This is a genomic window from Anaerostipes sp. MSJ-23 (assembly GCF_018918155.1).
GTDB lineage: Bacteria > Bacillota > Clostridia > Lachnospirales > Lachnospiraceae > Anaerostipes.
Window position 1 is genome coordinate 18,494 of sequence record NZ_JAHLPY010000002.1, and the last position, 15,918, is coordinate 34,411.

The window sequence follows — 15,918 nt, forward strand, 5'->3', positions numbered from 1 at the left end:
ATGGATGGAAAAACCGCAGATATAAAATATCAGAGAGAGAATATCAGATTCTTAAGAAGATTTCTTGGACTGACACAGAAAGATTTTATTAAAACTTACCTTTGTGATGAAGATGGGAAAGCACTTATGAGCGTTCCAACCTTATCAAATTTGGAATCAAAAGGAGGAGAACGGCTCAATGAGGTTGTGTTGTCGGTATCAGATCAGCTTGGAATTGATCCAACTTATTTCATGATTCCGCCGGAACAGTTTGTTGAAAAAATGGATCTCCTTGTTCCACAGGATAAACAAGCGATGACAAGAGAACGAAGTGGCATGAAAAAGGGAAGTATCAATCAGAATCTAAATCGGTTGACAATGTATTTTGCAGAGCAGATTTTTGATAAAAAATTAAAAAAAGGTGATAAAATTGAATCGGATCGAGAACTGGCAGCTAAGTTAAGTCTTGGAAGATCTGCGGTTAGAGAGGCGTTGAAAGTTCTGGAAGTACTTGGAATGATTGATATTCGCCCCGGTCAAGGAATGTATATTAGCAATAATGAAAATAATTTCTTTGTCATTCCATTATCATGGTCAATGTTTTTAAATGGAAGTCAGGTGGACAGTATTATCGAGGTACGAAATGTACTTGAAGTAAAGGCAGCACAGTTGGCTGCAAAACAGGATGATCCTGACAAGTTAAATCGTTTGCATGAAATATCTCATCGTATGCATAAAGCCTATATTCAGGAAGACTATGAGGAATTTTTAAAAGGAGATCTTGAATTTCATGGTTGTATTGCAGAATGCAGTGGAAATCCTGTGATCTTTAGTATGCTTCAGACCATTCGAAATCTAATGAAATATGTCAGTGGAACCGGTATGGTGGAAGAAAGTCAGTTACATGATATTTATGAAGAACATCAGAGGGTTTATGGATTTATTATAGCTCATGATAGTGATCTTGCAGCAAAAGCGATGGAAGAACATATGGAACGCTCTATTATGCGATACGATATTAAAGAGTAGGAGTTATAAAGCGATGATAGCAAGTCAAAGATTTGAAAAAATTGTTTAGATGGTCAATGAGCGGGGGATTGCTCATACAAAAGAATTAGCTAAAATCCTTAAAGTTACGGAGACAACCATTCGAAGAGACTGTGAGGAATTAGAAAATCAGGGACAACTAATTCGAGTTCATGGAGGTGCCAAAAGCATCAAACACAAAACAATCCTGTCTGCACAGGATGAAAAGAAAATGAAAGAACGTACGGAACACTATAAAGAAAAAGAGGCAGTTGCAAAAAAGGCAGCTTCTTTTGTCAAGGAAGGAGATTGCATTTTTCTTGATGGTGGGACTAGTATTGTGCCAATGATCAAATATTTAAAAGGGAAAAAAATTAAAGTTGTAACGCATAGTCTTTTGGTTGCGAATACATTTGAAGATGGAGAATCAGAATTATTTATCATTGGAGGAAAGTATATTCCGGAGTACAGTATGTCGGTGGGGCCGATTACACTAAGTGGTGTAGAAAAATTCAATTTTGATTATACTTTTATCAGCTGTGCTGGCGTGGACTTGGAACGGGGTCTCATTTATACAGCAGAAATGGATACGATGGCGGTTAAAGAAAAAGCTATGAAATTATCTGTGAAAAAGTTTTTACTTATGGATTCTTCAAAATTATATGTAAAAGGATTTTACAGTTTTATTGAAAGTAAAGATTTTGATGCAATCATTTGTAATGAAGATCCTGTGATTCGCCACGAAGAACTTCCAGACAATTTTATTTTAGAAAATTTTGAATAATAATTCATCCTTCCCTTGTGGTCTTATGACCGCAAGGGAATTTTTATATAAAATAGTAAAAAACAAACAAAAATAAATATTGTTATCAAAAATGAGAATGAAAACATTAACAAAAAAAGCCGCTGATATGAATTTAAAAGAATTAGCAAGTTACATTGACTACTCCGTATTAAAACCAGAATTTACGCCAGAAGAAATTATAGATTTAACAAAAGATGGAGTAAAGCTTGAATGCGCAACCATCTGCATCAATCCGGGATATATGGAATTATGTAATCCATATGTACAAGGTACAAATACAATGCTTTGTCCTTTCATAGGAAATTTCGATAAAATCCTCTGTGAAATAAAAAAGCCTTCCGGGCAAGATCGCAACTGCGGCAGAGGGGAAATTTGTCGCTGAAGCGATCTGCCGCAGGCGTAAAATCCTGTAAAACAGGATTTTTTCTTCTATATATTATAGAAGAAATCTTTTACATACTTTGATGGAAGGTTCTGCTTACAACCTCTTCTTGTTGCTCTCTAGATAGGCGGTTAAAGTTTACTGCATATCCAGAAACACGGATTGTGAGGGTTGGATATTTTTCTGGATGATCCATTGCGTCAACTAATGTTTCGCGCTTCAAGACATTTACATTTAGGTGATGAGCACCCTGAATAAAATAGCCGTCTAAGATTGTTGTCAGATTTGTTTCTCTTTGTGTCTGATTCTTTCCGAGAGCATCTGGGACAATAGAGAAAGTGTTTGATACACCATCCTGGCAGACATCGCGATAAGGAATTTTTGCTACAGAATTTAGAGAAGCAAGTGCTCCATTTTTATCTCGTCCATGCATTGGATTTGCTCCTGGAGCCAATGGCTCTCCAAGTTTTCTTCCGTCTGGTGTTGTTCCGGTTTTCTTTCCATACATAACATTGGATGTAATTGTCAATGCAGATAATGTATGGATGGCATTTCGATAAACTGGATGTTTTTTTAATTCATCAGAGAAATAAGTAACGATATTGACAGCAATATCATCTGCGCGATCATCATCATTTCCATATTTCGGGAAGTCTCCAATCGTTTCAAAATCTGTAGCAATGCCTTGTTCATTGCGGATTGGTCTTACTTTTGCATAGCGGATAGCGGATAAAGAATCAGCGGCAATAGAAAGTCCAGCGATTCCATAAGCGGCAATTCGCTCGAGATTTGTGTCATGAAGAGCAAACTGGCTTGCCTCATAAGCGTATTTATCATGCATGTAATGGATAATATTAACAGTATCTACATATAATTCTGCGACATAGGCCATTACTTTTTTATAATTTTCCATAACTTTATCAAAGTCAAGAATTTCGTCAGTTATTGGTTCGATTCCAGGGACAATTTCCGTGCCATATCGTTCATCAATTCCACCATTAATTGCATATAGAAGAGATTTGGCAAGATTGCATCTTGCTCCAAATAGCTGCGTTTGTTTTCCAACCTTCATTGCAGATACACAGCACGCAATCGCATAGTCATCTCCATAAACAGGACGCATCACATCATCATTTTCGTATTGAATAGAATCTGTATCAATAGAAACTTTAGAACAGAAGCGTTTAAAGTTTGCAGGCAGTTTTTCGGACCATAAAATCGTAAGGTTTGGCTCTGGTGCTGTCCCAAGATTATAAAGAGTGTGCAGATAACGGAAAGAATTTTTTGTAACAAGAGGTTTTCCGTTGACACTAATGCCACCGATAGATTCGGTTACCCATGTTGGATCGCCACCGAATAATTCATTGTATTCTGGTGTCCTTAAATGGCGAACAAGACGCAGCTTAATAATGAACTGATCAATAAGTTCTTGGGCTTCGGCTTCTGTTAATGTAGCATTTTGTAAGTCTCTTTCGATATAAATATCAAGGAATGTGGAGGTACGTCCAAGGGAAGTCGCAGCTCCATTATTTTCTTTTACGCCGGCAAGATATGCCATATAAGTTGCTTGTACGGCTTCTCTTGCGTTTGCGGCAGGTTTTGAAAGATCAATATTGTAAGAAGCAGCCATTTCTTTGATCGCCTGTAAGGCGCGAATTTGTTCAGATACCTCTTCTCTTAAGCGGATACGATCTTCTGTCATTGGTCCATCAAGTTCAGAAAGATCTTTTTTCTTATCTGCTATAAGATAGTCAATTCCATATAATGCGACACGACGATAGTCTCCGATAATACGTCCACGTCCATATGCATCCGGAAGACCAGTCAAAAGTCCGGCATGACGCGCTTTTCTTGTACGCTCTGGATAGGCATCAAAAACACCTTCATTATGAGTTTTTCTGTATTCATGAAAGTGGCGATCGATTTCTTCGTTTAATTTATAACCATATTGCTCAAGAGAACTTTTGGCCATACGTTTTCCACCGTATAAATTTACCATACGTTTGAGAGGAGCATCTGTTTGGAGACCGACAATGATTTCATTTTCTTTGTCAATGTACCCAGGGGCAAAGTTTGTAACACCGGAAATGATATCCGTTTCTACATCGAGAATTCCTTTTTTCATTTCTTCCAATAATAATTCTTCACACTTTCCCCAGACAGCCTTTGTTTTGTCTGTAGGTCCGGCTAAGAAAGAATCATCGCCTTCGTATAATTTATAATTCTTTTGGATGAAATCTCTGACGTTGATTTCTTTTTCCCATTTTCCTCCATTAAATCCATTCCATTCGTTAAACATAATCATATCCTCCAAAAAATTTTTGCTGTAGTTTTGCTGTTTTATCTTTATCCATGGCAGGTATATTGCTAAGTGGATAAGAAAGTTTCATGGTTTTATATTTGTTGACTCCTAGTAAGTGATATGGGAGTAATTCTACTTTCTGTACGTTTGAGATGTTGTTGATATAGTCTTTTAGTTGTTTTATGTGAATCGGATGATCCGTGATTCCTGGTATGACTACATGGCGAATCCAAATAGGGGTCTGATGTTTATTTAATGCTTTGAGAAACTGGTTGAATCGATCTATGGACTGACCAGTTATTTCCTGATAATTTGTTGGATTGATATGTTTAATATCCAGTAAGACCAGGTCTGTATAAGAAAGAATCTCATCATAATTTCCCATGCCATAACCTGCGGTATCAATGCATGTATGAATACCTTCTGCTTTACAAAGTTTGAGTACTTCAAAAAGAAAGTCTGGTTGCATTAAGGGTTCTCCACCGGAGAAGGTGACACCTCCGCCATTTTTGAAATACGGTTTAAAGCGGCATATTTTTTTGACGAGTTCTTCTGGTTTTGTCAGTTCTCCACATGAAAAATCCCATGTGTCCGGATTGTGACAAAATTTGCAGCGGAGCGCGCATCCTTGAAAAAATATAACGGTGCGGATGCCAGGTCCGTCGACGAGTCCCATAGATTCCATAGAATGGATGTGGCCAAGCGTCATAAGCTGCCTCCTTTCATAGTGTGACGTTATCGATGAAAAGATTGCCTGGAGGTTGTGAAGATAAAAAATCGAGATTTTTAATGGAGATTAAAATGACAGATAAGCTTGTACATCTTCGCAGCTTTTTTTATTGTCCTGTTTTGTTATCAGGATAATAAAAAAAGCCGCACCTCCAGGCAAATTGCCCAGACGGTCGGCTTTTGTAAATGATCATAGTTCCTTGTGGTTAATTCCACGATTCCGTCAGTCGTATGACCTTGTAGCAACAAGATACTACAGAAAGGTAAGGTTCGTCAAGTAAAAAATGCAAGTATACAAAAAACGTAAAATAAAATTATGTGGAAGATACCTGAATTTGAACATCGGTAATGTACTCATTTTCATTGGCTGTTTCATATTCATTGACATAGCAAAATTCCATTGGATCAGAAAGAACTTCCATATCATGTTTTTTCGCATAATCTAACATTTTTGGAACCCATTTTTTTGTATAATCATAAGATCCAGTATAGGTTACACAAAGGTAAGTCCCTTCCGGAAGAACATAGTTATGTTGTCCTTTTAAACCTTCTGAATAGTAAAATACATTTTTCGTCCGATAAAGTGTAGATTTTGGGTTGCTGTTTGCAAGATCTAAAGTGTAACAGTCGCAGGAACCAATCGTGTTGATAGAAGATTCCGGATGATTTTTTGTATATTTGATAATTGCATAATCCACATAAGCATCGGGAAGGTTGGTATCACTGATCATGATGCAGTAACGTTCTGGAAAATGAGCAATACGAATTCCTTTTTGCTTTTGAAGGAGGAGTGCATGCCGTATGGAAGAGAGTCTTGTTTGAATACTCTGTTTTGTTTTTATAAGTTTTTTAATTGATTCATTGATGACATCAAGTTCTTCTTCTAAAAGATGAAAAGAATGATTAAGATCTCGATGATTTTCAAAATCCCGAATCTGTTCCATTGAAAAATTTAGGTCTAAAAGTTCTCGGATTGTTGTCATTTTCCGGATATCTTTGAGGGAATAGAGACGATAATTATTATGAGGATCACGAACTGGTTTTAAAACTCCCATTTTTTCATAATAACGGATGGAATCCAGCCCGATATTGTATAAATGGGATAATTCTCCTATCCGAAAGTATTCTTTTGAATCCATAAAAGTTCCTTTCTTAAAATAAATGCAAAAAATTTTCAAAAAACTATTGACCCTAGTATTATACCAGAGTTTATAATGTGAGCAAATAGAAAAGAAGAAAAAAGAGCAAAGAGGCGCTTTTGTCAGAAATGGCATGGCGCCTCTTTTGCATTGAAAGGATAACAAAAGATCGGAGAGGAGAAGAGATGCAATGAGTAATGATTCAAGAATTGATTTTTTATATTTGAATGAACAGGACATGATCAAAGCAGGTGTTTTAGATGCTGGAAGATGTGTGGATACAATGGAAGAAGTTGTATCCTTGCTTGGAAAAGGCGACTATCTGATGGGAGGTCCGGATCATAATGCACATGGATTGATGCTGGAATTTCCAGATGAATCTGATATTGATGATTTTCCGATCAATGATTCTGCTGATCGACGATTTATTGCGATGCCGGCATATCTTGGAGGTCGTTTTCATATTGCAGGCCAGAAGTGGTATGGTTCAAATGGAAGAAACAGAAAAAGAGGTTATCCGAGATCTATTTTGATGGCAACTTTAAATGACGTAGAAACAGGTGCACCACTTTGTTACATGTCAGCAAATTTGTTAAGTTCTATGAGAACTGGAGCAATGCCTGGTCTGGCCGCAAAATATTTTGCAAGAAAAGATAGTGATACTGTAGCACTGATTGGACCAGGGGTTATCAATCGAGCTTGTATGAGAGCCTTTGTTGCAAAATTTCCAACCATTCATACAGTAAAAATGGTTGGAAGTACACCGCAGTCAAAGACGGCACAGAAAATGAAGAAATTTATTGAGGAACATTTTCCACAAATTAAAACAATTGAAATATGTGGAGAGGTAAAGGATGCTGTGAAGGATGCAGATATTATTTGTGAAGCAGCATCGGTTATGCCGGATCACTGGCCAGTATTAAAGAAAGAATGGTTGAAACCTGGAGCTGTTGTTATTTCTACAAATGGATTGAATCTTACTTGGGAAGATGAGATGTCCTTCCGTAAGGTTGTAGATAATTGGCAAATGTATGTTGATTATGCCAATGAAGATGGAGATGAGTATCTGGATAATGGAGATCGTAAACATATGGGAACCGTTGGAGAGGATCTGGTCTTCTTACAAAGAGATGGAAAAATCAATCGTAAAGATGTGACCAATCTTGCAGACGTGATCAATGGAAAGAGTGAAGGTCGTAAGAATCTGGATGAAATTTTCCTTGTATCGATTGAGGGAATGCCAATACAAGATGTAGCGTGGGGATATGAATGTTATCAGAAAGCGAAGAAAGAAGGCATTGGAACAATGTTAAATCTTTGGGATGAACCGGTAGCATTTTAGAATAGAAGAAAGAATACGGAGGGAAAAAATATGGACAGAATTATGGAACATCCAATTTTAGGAGAAAGCCCAGAAAAGAAAATAGTAACTTTTACATATGATGGAAAAACGTTGGAAGGACTCGAGGGAGAACCAATTGCAGTTGCTTTAAGAGCTGCTGGAGTCATGGTGCATCGTTATACAAAAAAAAGGCATGAACCAAGAGGTGTTTTTTGTGCGATTGGAAGATGTACCGACTGCGTTATGATTGTAAATGGAAAGCCTAATGTGCGTACATGCATTACTCCTTTGGAAGAAGGAATGACAGTACAGACACAGTATGGAGTGACTGCAAAAGAGGAACAGTAGGAAAGGAGAGGAAGAAGCAATGAAACGATATGATTTGATAGTAATTGGAGCTGGACCTGCAGGATTATCTGCTGCAATTGAGGCTGCAAAATGTGGAATGAAACCTGTTGTTTTTGATGAAAATGCAAAACCGGGAGGACAGTTATTTAAACAGATTCATAAGTTCTTTGGATCAAAAGAACATAAAGCAAAGATTCGTGGATTTAAGATTGGGGAAGAACTTCTTGCTGAAGCCGAAAAATATGGTGTGGAAGTTGTCTTAAATGCAACGGTTGTCGGGTTATATGAAGAAAAAGAAGTAACCGTAAAAATTGGAGATGAAATCAAACATTTTAAAGGAGATTCTGTTCTTGTATCAACTGGTGCAAGTGAAAATATGGTTACATTTAAAGGATGGACAAAACCAGGAGTCATTGGAGCAGGAGCTGCTCAGACCATGATGAATCTTCATCATATTAAGCCAGGTGAGAGAATTCTTATGCTTGGTACCGGTAATGTAGGACTTGTTGTAAGTTTCCAGCTTTTGCAGGCTGGATGTGATGTTGTTGCGCTTGTAGATGCTGCACCTCGCGTTGGTGGTTATGGTGTCCATGCAGCCAAAGTATCTAGATGTGGAGTCCCTTTTTATCTTTCTCATACAATTATGGAAGCTGAAGGAGAAGAGGAAGTGGAAGGCGTGACAATTGCGCAGGTTGACGATAAATTTCAGTTTATTCCTGGTACGGAAAAACATTTTGATGTTGATACGATTTGTGTTGCTGTTGGGTTATCTCCAATGTCACAATTGTTAAAACAGGCTGGATGCAAAATGAAAGATACACCAGGCGGATACATTCCAGAATGCGATGAGTTTGGTGAAACTTCGGTTGCTGGTGTTTTTGCGGCAGGTGATGTATCAAGCATTGAAGAAGCAAGTTCAGCAATGATTGAAGGCAGAATGGCAGGAGTTTCTATTGCAGCTTCTCTTGGATATTTAAAAGAAGAGGAACGAGATCAAAAATGTAAAGAATTGGAAGGAGCATTAGATAGTCTGCGTCAGGGAATGTTTGCTCCGAAAAATAGAGGAAAAATGTTAACAAAGACAGAAGAAGGAATTGATATTTCCATGAATCTTCTAAAAAAAGGTTATGTATCTGATGACGAAATTGAAAAATATCCGGGAGTTACCCATACGATTGGTGTTCATCCGGTAATGGAATGTACACAAAATATACCATGTAATCCTTGTCAGGATGCATGTCCAAAAGGATGTATTACCATTGGAGATAATATTACATCACTTCCAGTTGTAGATACAACAAAACAATGTATCGGATGTGGTATGTGTGTTGCTTCATGTTCTGGTCAGGCCATTTTCCTGGTTGATGAAACCTATGAAGAGGATTATGCAACAATTACAATGCCTTATGAATTTTTACCGCTTCCAAAGGCAGGAGATAAAGGAAAGGCATTGGATCGAAGTGGTTCTTATGTATGTGATGCAGAAGTTCTTGGAGTAAAGACTTCCAAAGCATTTGATCATACGAATCTTCTTACTGTAAAAGTACCAAAAGATATGGCTATGAAAGCACGTTTTTACAAGGCATAGGAGGGAAAAGAGAATGATTAATGTAGATGATAAATTAAAAGAAATTGGTGAATTCGTGCCGCAGCCGGATGATGATATGCTGGTGTGCCGATGCGAGGAGGTAACCAAAGGCGAAATCAGACAGGCAGTTCATGCAGGAATGTTTACAATAGAAGAAATCCGAAGATTTTTAAGAACAGGAATGGGTCTTTGCCAGGGACAGACTTGTGGGAAACTGGTGAAAGGAATTGTTGCAAGAGAACTCCATGTTTCTCCTGCACAGGTAGAACCAGCAACTTCTAGAGCGCCGATGCGTCCGATTGAAATGGAAATCCTGGGAAGAGATGGAGGTGACAAATAATGAAGACAACAGCAGAAGTTATTATTATTGGTGGTGGTGTCAACGGATGTGCCGCAGCCTATTATCTTGCAAAACGTGGAATCAAAGATGTAATTGTACTGGAAGCTTCGGATAGTATTGGACATGGAGGTTCTAGCCGAAATGGTGGAGGTGTTCGTCAGTCAGGTCGTGATATAAGAGAACTTCCATACGCAATGTATGCCATTCAACATCAGTGGCCGACATTATCTGAAGAGCTTGGTGTAGATGTCGAATATTGTCAAAAGGGAAACCTTCGTTTAGGAAAAACAGAAGAACATTTAAAGAAACTGAATAAATTAGCAACAAACGCACAGTCTGTTGGTTTGGATGTGCGTATGATTGATGGAAAAGAAGTAAAAGAGATTAACCCGTATCTTTCTGATGAAATCATAGGTGCGAGTTGGTGTCCAACGGATGGGCATGCTAATCCGTTAATGACAACCCTTGCTTATTATAAAAGAGCGGTAGAACTTGGAGTTTCTTTTGTAAAAGGAGCACCAGTAAAAGAAATTAAAAAGATAAAAGGAAAAGCAAGACAGGTTGTAGTAGAAGACGGAACAGTATTTGAAGGAGAAACAATTATTCTTGTTGCAGGATATGAAAGTCGAGAAATCGCAAGAACGGTTGGAATCGATATTCCAATGACAAAATACTTTGAGGAAGCACTTGTAACAGAAATGCAGCCACATATGTTTGATCAGATGCTTGGAACTGCAGATGCAGACTTTTATGGACATCAGTCCACACATGGCTCTTTTGTTTTTGGATCTGAATGTGGATTGGAAGAAGCAATCGATAAGCCAATAGAAGATCTTTCTACTTCTTCTCTGACAATGTCTGCTGGATGTCGTGCTATTATGGGTTATATTCCAGCATTAAAAGATGCAAAAGTAGTAAGAAGCTGGGGTGGATGGTTGGACCTTTGTATTGATGGTGTTCCAGTCATCAGTCCTGTGGACGAAGTGCCAGGATTAATTCTTGCCTGTGGATTTACAGGACATGGATTTGGAACAGCACCAGCAGTTGGTTTAATGCTCTCTCAAATGGTAGAAGGAGAAGATACAGTTGTAGATATCAGCGCATTGCGGTATGATAGATTCAAGAGTGATCGATAAGAAGAAATAGAAAAAGAGGCAAGGATGTCAGAAATCAAGGTATCTTTGGCTCTTTTTCTTCTATTTTTTAAGAGAAGGGAGAGGGCTTCTTATGAATAGCAAGAATATTTTAAAACGAATGATCTATGGATTGAATCCAAAACATATTGATGCAAAAATGGTAAAACTATGGACATTTTATCTAATTTTAAATGTCATTTTTTTCTGTTTGCCCAAAGGACTTGTAAATGGAACAATTCTAATTTTAGCTCCGCTTGCAGGTCTGTTTGTCTATGCGCTGGTGACAAAAGATGTAATGAGCAGCCTTGTTCTTGGAACATTTTCTATGTATATTTTATGGTATAAGTTTGGCGCTGTTGGAGGATTCTTCAATGATCTGGAAAGTGTGCTGGCAGATAAGGAAAATATCGAAATGTATATGTCATTCTTTCTGTGCGGAGGTATCATCATTGCGTTAAAACGAAGTGGAAGTACAAAAGCCTTTGCAGATTTTGTAACTTCTCGTTTTGGAAAAAATGAAAAAATGATTTTGGCAGCATCTGGAATTTATGCAGGGGCAACTTCCATCGATGATTATGTTTCCGTTTTAACGGCGGGAGCTTCCTTTTCACCATTGATTGATGCTATTAAAAAACCACGTTTGGCACTTGCTTATGTTATCCGAACCTTTAGCATTTGTATTTCAGATATGCTTCCATTTGGTGCGTGGGGATATTTTGTTATCTATCAGATTGCTGCTGCAAAAAATGTTCATGGGAGAGCGCAGGCGACGAATATTTTCCTTCATACGATCCCATTTATGTTTTATGCGATTGTCGCATGTATCGTAGCTTTGTTATTTGCTCTTGGAATTTTTCCAAAGATTGGACAGATGAAAAGAGCTTATGAAATGGCAGAACAGGGAATTCAGATGGGAGCTTTGGAAGATGGTTCAGAAAAAGAGGAAGAAGATTTTGATGATACTGATCCAAGGAAGAAAAATGTAAGTATTTTAAATCTCATTCTTCCAATTATTGTTATTGTCGTAGCATTAATTGCAACTGGATTAAACTGTTATCTTGCCTTTGGAATTGCAACAATTGTAACAGGACTATTATTTATTTGCCAGGGCATCATGACAATTAGTGAATATGTACAATGCATTGTAGATGGTTTCCTGGATATGTCGGATATGGTCATTATTTTGATGCTTGGTTACAGCATACAGGAAGTCATGTATACGATGGGAATGGAATCTTTTGTAGAGACAGTTTGTGGGGCTATCCCATTTGCAAGTTTAATTCCATTTTTGATTTTTGCATTTTTCAGCTGCACAGAGTATCTTTATAGTTTAAATTACACTTTGTATCAGATTGCTATTCCGGTACTTCTTGTAGTGCTGCCACATGTAGGGGCCAATGTGCCGCTTTGTCTTGGGGCACTCATTTCAGCTTCCTTATTTGGTGCAAATGCCTGTGTTGTATCAGATCTTGGGATTATTTCTGCAAGATCATGTCGAGTCAAAGTATATGAACAATATATTGTTTGTCAACCATACTTTATCATATCAGCGCTAATCACAGGAATTCTATTTCTTATCGCAGGATTTCTTTTTGTTTGATAAGCAAAAAGAAATTCATATGATACCTGTAATAAAAAAAGAAAAAACGGGAATTCTTTTACTATGAAAAAGAAATATCATAGAAAGGTTCTCATTTTTTTAATATTTTTTATTGCTTTATTTTTATGTGTGGGTATTCTTAGGGCATCTGTTAAAGTAAAGGAGGATTTAAAGGAAAATGTTGTTCGTTTTCATATTCGCGCCAATAGTGATAGTGTATATGATCAGCAGCAGAAATTAAAAGTAAGAGATGCGGTTATTGATTATATTAGTCCATACATGGAACAGGCAAATACAAAAAAACAAGCGATGCAAGTTTTAAAAAATAAGCAGCAGGAAATACAAAAAGTATCTAAAAAAATAATAGGGAACAGTAGAAAAGTTCAGGTGCATTTTACCACAGAAAAATTTCCGAGAAAACAATACGCAAATTATATATTCCCAGAAGGAATTTATGATGCGATCCGTGTGGATATTGGAAAAGCCAAGGGGCATAATTGGTGGTGTGTCATGTTTCCAGATCTTTGTATTACAAAAAATGAAAAAGTAACCATCAATCAAAAAGCGGAACAGAAATTGAAACAACTGCTTGGAGAAAAAACTGTGGAAGAAATTCGTAAGAATCATTACCTTGGCTGGATGATAAAATAGGAGATGACGGATGTCATCTCCTTATACGATTAAAGAGGCTTTTTTGCGGAAACGAGCAAAAGCCTTTTTTTTGTAAAAACACGAAATTTTGTAAGTCCTGCTAGTTTGAAATAGTTTAGTATTTCATAAGTAGAATGAAACTTACTTTTTCTTGAGGAAATTAGATAAGTTGGAATATTTGCTATGATTCGTAAGACCTCTGGAAGGGCTACTTCTCCGATATAAAGTCTTCCACCTGGAGCCAGAACACGAGTTGCTTCTCTAATAAATTTTTCTGGATCCTTAAATGTATGAAAGTCATCACATACAGTAATGATGCGAAACATATTATCATCAAAATCAAGAAGATCACAGTCTCCTTTTTCAATATGCAATTCCGGATGATTTGCAAGAGCTTTTTGAACATTGTCAGCGGATGGATCCGTACCATAACCTTCGGCTTCACGCCACTGTGTTAGTTCTGTAAGAAAAGTACCATCTCCACATCCAACATCCAGGATTTTATCCCCATCACGGACACATATTTTCTTTAACATCTCATTTCTCAAAGAATCTTTCATATTAAGAAACTCCTTTCACGTTTTGACAGCTTGTAAAAGATTATACAATATTGAAAGAAACTCGTCCAGTATGGACTTTTTATACGTAATGATATTGATGTCGCTTGCGAATTAGGAAAAAAATCGTGACAATCAATGTCAGAAGTTCGGCACATCCAACTCCAGACCAAATTCCGTTGATTCCAAAGAAAACTGGTAAAAGCATGATGGCGCCAACCTGAAACAGCAGTGTACGCAGGAAGGCAATAATACCTGATACTAAGCCATTGCTTAAAGCTGTAAAAAATGCAGATCCCCAGATATTAAATCCATTAATCAGATAACAGATGGCATAAATACGGAAACCGTGTAGTGTCATGGCAAATAATTGTGCATCATATCCTACAAAAATATGGATCAAAGGATGGGCGAAAAATTCAGATAGAAGAGTTAAAAAAATACCAGTGATTGCGATCAGTGTTAAGCTTTTCTTTAAAATATTATGCAATTCCTTGTGATTTCCGGCACCATAATGATAACTTGTAATTGGAGCACTTCCCATGGAATAACCAAGATAGATTGCATTAAAAATAAAATTCGAATACATGATGACTCCATAGGCGGCAACGCCATTTTCTCCAGCAAGATTCATCAGTTGATGGTTATAAAGCATGTTTACAATGGAAGAAGATGCATTTGTCATTAACTCAGAAGAACCATTAAAGCAAGTTTGCAAAAGAACTCTTGGTCGAAAAACAGGCTTTACAAATTTTAACGGAGTAGAGTTTTCTCGTGCAAAATAAATCAATGGGACAATTCCACCAACGTATTCTCCAATGGCTGTTGCAATGGCAGCTCCCTGAATTCCAAATCCAAAAACAACAATAAAAATATAGTCAAAAAGTACATTTAAAAATCCAGAAATCAGAGAAAGACGAAGAGCATAAGATGGTTTTTCTGCGACAATAAAAAAATTATAAAAAATTGTCTGCATCATAAAGCAAGGCTGTGAGATAAACATAATACGTCCATAGGCAGAACTATATTCCAATAGCTGTCCAGATGCTCCAAGAGCCATACAAATTTTTTGCACAGAGAAAAAACCAACGATTGAAATAGCGATGCTAAAGCCAAGAGCAATGAAAATAAGCATGGAAAAATATTCTCTTGCAACTTTTTGTTTCTTTTCTCCAAGCGCTTTTGCAACAATCGCGCTTCCTCCAGAACCAATCATAAAGCCAAGAGCAGCAACACCTATAGCGACTGGGAGAATTAGATTGACAGCTGCAAATGCAGTTTTTCCAACATAATTGGAAACAAAAAGTCCATCGATGATACTATATAGAGAAGTACAGATCATCATAATAATGGAAGGAAAAATAAACCGGATCAAGCGCCGGTAAGTAAAATGATCAGATAATTGAATTTTCATAAATAAAATCCTTTCTATTATTATATTATTTTAAAAATTTTTGCATGTTTTCCTTTAAAAGTTGAACTCGTTTTCTTGTAAGATAAAGTAGTTGTGCTTTTTCTTCTTCAGACATTCCAGAAAATGTAGCATTTTCCATTTCAAAAACGGGTCCGATGTTTTGTTCTGTAAAATGTAATCCATATTCTGTAAAATATAGATGCATATCCCGTCCTTTTCCAGGCTTTCTTGTTAAAAATCCTTTTTTCTCAAGAGATTTTACTGAAGAATTGACTGTCTGTTTACTTAATTGATACATTTCACAGACATCTTTTTGAAGGCATCCATCTTCTAGTTCCATCATGCAATATAAAATAAGAAAAGCAGTATTCGTTAGATGAAGTGAGAGCGCAATTTTATGATAAATGCCTTCTTCCTCTCGATAAAGTCGATCAAATTCTTTCATATCACGATTCTGTTTAAATTTCATAAAAACCTCCTTAGTCCGATTTCATACTTAAAAATCATAAGGTATATTTTAGTCCGATTTCATACTTGTGTCAAGAAAAGGAAAAACTTGACAAAAAGAGTATCCTATAGA

General features: G+C 37.0%; 16 protein-coding genes and 1 riboswitch. Of the genes, 10 read left to right on the forward strand and 6 right to left on the reverse strand.

All coding sequences use genetic code 11. From position 1 onward, the window contains the following. From KQI71_RS02045 to KQI71_RS02055, 3 genes are all read left to right on the forward strand, one after another. Nucleotides 1-1,008, forward strand: coding sequence for a FadR/GntR family transcriptional regulator (locus KQI71_RS02045; RefSeq protein ID WP_216433605.1), 1,008 nt, complete (start codon nucleotides 1-3; stop codon nucleotides 1,006-1,008). 49 nt (nucleotides 1,009-1,057) lie between these two features. Then, nucleotides 1,058-1,789 carry a DeoR/GlpR family DNA-binding transcription regulator gene (locus tag KQI71_RS02050; protein WP_253287894.1) on the forward strand — a complete coding sequence of 244 codons (732 nt, stop codon included), beginning with the start codon at nucleotides 1,058-1,060 and terminating at the stop codon, nucleotides 1,787-1,789. 97 nt (nucleotides 1,790-1,886) lie between these two features. Further along, nucleotides 1,887-2,192, forward strand: coding sequence for a hypothetical protein (locus tag KQI71_RS02055; protein ID WP_253287895.1), 306 nt, complete (start codon nucleotides 1,887-1,889; stop codon nucleotides 2,190-2,192). Nucleotides 2,193-2,262: 70 nt separating this feature from the next. Here the strand turns inward: KQI71_RS02055 and pflB are convergent, their stop codons facing one another. From pflB to KQI71_RS02070, 3 genes are all read right to left on the reverse strand, one after another. Next, nucleotides 2,263-4,491 (reverse strand): formate C-acetyltransferase, encoded by a 2,229-nt coding sequence (gene pflB / locus KQI71_RS02060; RefSeq protein WP_216433607.1) that lies wholly within the window; start codon nucleotides 4,489-4,491, stop codon nucleotides 2,263-2,265. Continuing rightward, a complete protein-coding gene (gene pflA, locus KQI71_RS02065; protein ID WP_216433609.1) occupies nucleotides 4,484-5,203 on the reverse strand; it encodes a pyruvate formate-lyase-activating protein in 720 nt (239 codons plus the stop codon). The genes pflB and pflA overlap by 8 nt, the downstream gene beginning before the upstream one ends. A 176-nt stretch (nucleotides 5,204-5,379) precedes the next feature. After that, nucleotides 5,380-5,464, reverse strand: a riboswitch (ZMP/ZTP riboswitch). Nucleotides 5,465-5,537: 73 nt separating this feature from the next. Further along, nucleotides 5,538-6,362, reverse strand: coding sequence for a MerR family transcriptional regulator (locus KQI71_RS02070; RefSeq protein ID WP_216433610.1), 825 nt, complete (start codon nucleotides 6,360-6,362; stop codon nucleotides 5,538-5,540). Nucleotides 6,363-6,552: 190 nt separating this feature from the next. On the opposite strand from KQI71_RS02070, the gene KQI71_RS02075 reads away from it, so the two are divergent. From KQI71_RS02075 to spoIIR, 7 genes are all read left to right on the forward strand, one after another. Next, nucleotides 6,553-7,704, forward strand: a complete 1,152-nt coding sequence (locus KQI71_RS02075) for a tyramine oxidase subunit B (protein WP_216433612.1) — start codon at nucleotides 6,553-6,555, stop codon at nucleotides 7,702-7,704. A 30-nt stretch (nucleotides 7,705-7,734) separates the two neighbouring features. Continuing rightward, nucleotides 7,735-8,052 (forward strand): (2Fe-2S)-binding protein, encoded by a 318-nt coding sequence (locus KQI71_RS02080; protein ID WP_216433614.1) that lies wholly within the window; start codon nucleotides 7,735-7,737, stop codon nucleotides 8,050-8,052. A gap of 19 nt (nucleotides 8,053-8,071) precedes the next feature. Further along, on the forward strand, nucleotides 8,072-9,640 hold the full coding sequence (locus tag KQI71_RS02085; RefSeq protein ID WP_216433616.1) for an FAD-dependent oxidoreductase: 1,569 nt from the start codon (nucleotides 8,072-8,074) through the stop codon (nucleotides 9,638-9,640). A 13-nt stretch (nucleotides 9,641-9,653) separates the two neighbouring features. Next, nucleotides 9,654-9,980: a (2Fe-2S)-binding protein gene (locus tag KQI71_RS02090; protein ID WP_216433618.1), complete on the forward strand. Its 327-nt coding sequence runs from the start codon at nucleotides 9,654-9,656 to the stop codon at nucleotides 9,978-9,980. Continuing rightward, a complete protein-coding gene (locus KQI71_RS02095) occupies nucleotides 9,980-11,116 on the forward strand; it encodes an NAD(P)/FAD-dependent oxidoreductase (RefSeq protein ID WP_216433620.1) in 1,137 nt (378 codons plus the stop codon). Before KQI71_RS02090 ends, KQI71_RS02095 begins: the two co-directional genes overlap by 1 nt. 91 nt (nucleotides 11,117-11,207) lie before the next feature. Beyond that, nucleotides 11,208-12,716, forward strand: coding sequence for a Na+/H+ antiporter NhaC family protein (locus tag KQI71_RS02100; RefSeq protein ID WP_216433622.1), 1,509 nt, complete (start codon nucleotides 11,208-11,210; stop codon nucleotides 12,714-12,716). Between the two features lie 63 nt (nucleotides 12,717-12,779). Continuing rightward, complete coding sequence (spoIIR, locus tag KQI71_RS02105) at nucleotides 12,780-13,367, forward strand: stage II sporulation protein R (RefSeq protein ID WP_216433624.1); 588 nt, start codon at nucleotides 12,780-12,782, stop codon at nucleotides 13,365-13,367. A gap of 29 nt (nucleotides 13,368-13,396) precedes the next feature. Here spoIIR and KQI71_RS02110 read toward each other — a convergent pair whose 3' ends face one another. The 3 genes from KQI71_RS02110 to KQI71_RS02120 all read right to left on the reverse strand — a co-directional run bounded on the left by KQI71_RS02110 (nucleotide 13,397) and on the right by KQI71_RS02120 (nucleotide 15,807). After that, nucleotides 13,397-13,927 (reverse strand): class I SAM-dependent methyltransferase, encoded by a 531-nt coding sequence (locus KQI71_RS02110; protein WP_216433626.1) that lies wholly within the window; start codon nucleotides 13,925-13,927, stop codon nucleotides 13,397-13,399. Nucleotides 13,928-14,006: 79 nt separating this feature from the next. Then, nucleotides 14,007-15,338, reverse strand: a complete 1,332-nt coding sequence (locus KQI71_RS02115) for an MATE family efflux transporter (protein WP_216433629.1) — start codon at nucleotides 15,336-15,338, stop codon at nucleotides 14,007-14,009. A 25-nt stretch (nucleotides 15,339-15,363) separates the two neighbouring features. After that, nucleotides 15,364-15,807 (reverse strand): MarR family winged helix-turn-helix transcriptional regulator, encoded by a 444-nt coding sequence (locus tag KQI71_RS02120; protein ID WP_216433631.1) that lies wholly within the window; start codon nucleotides 15,805-15,807, stop codon nucleotides 15,364-15,366. Between the last annotated feature and the right edge of the window lie 111 nt (nucleotides 15,808-15,918).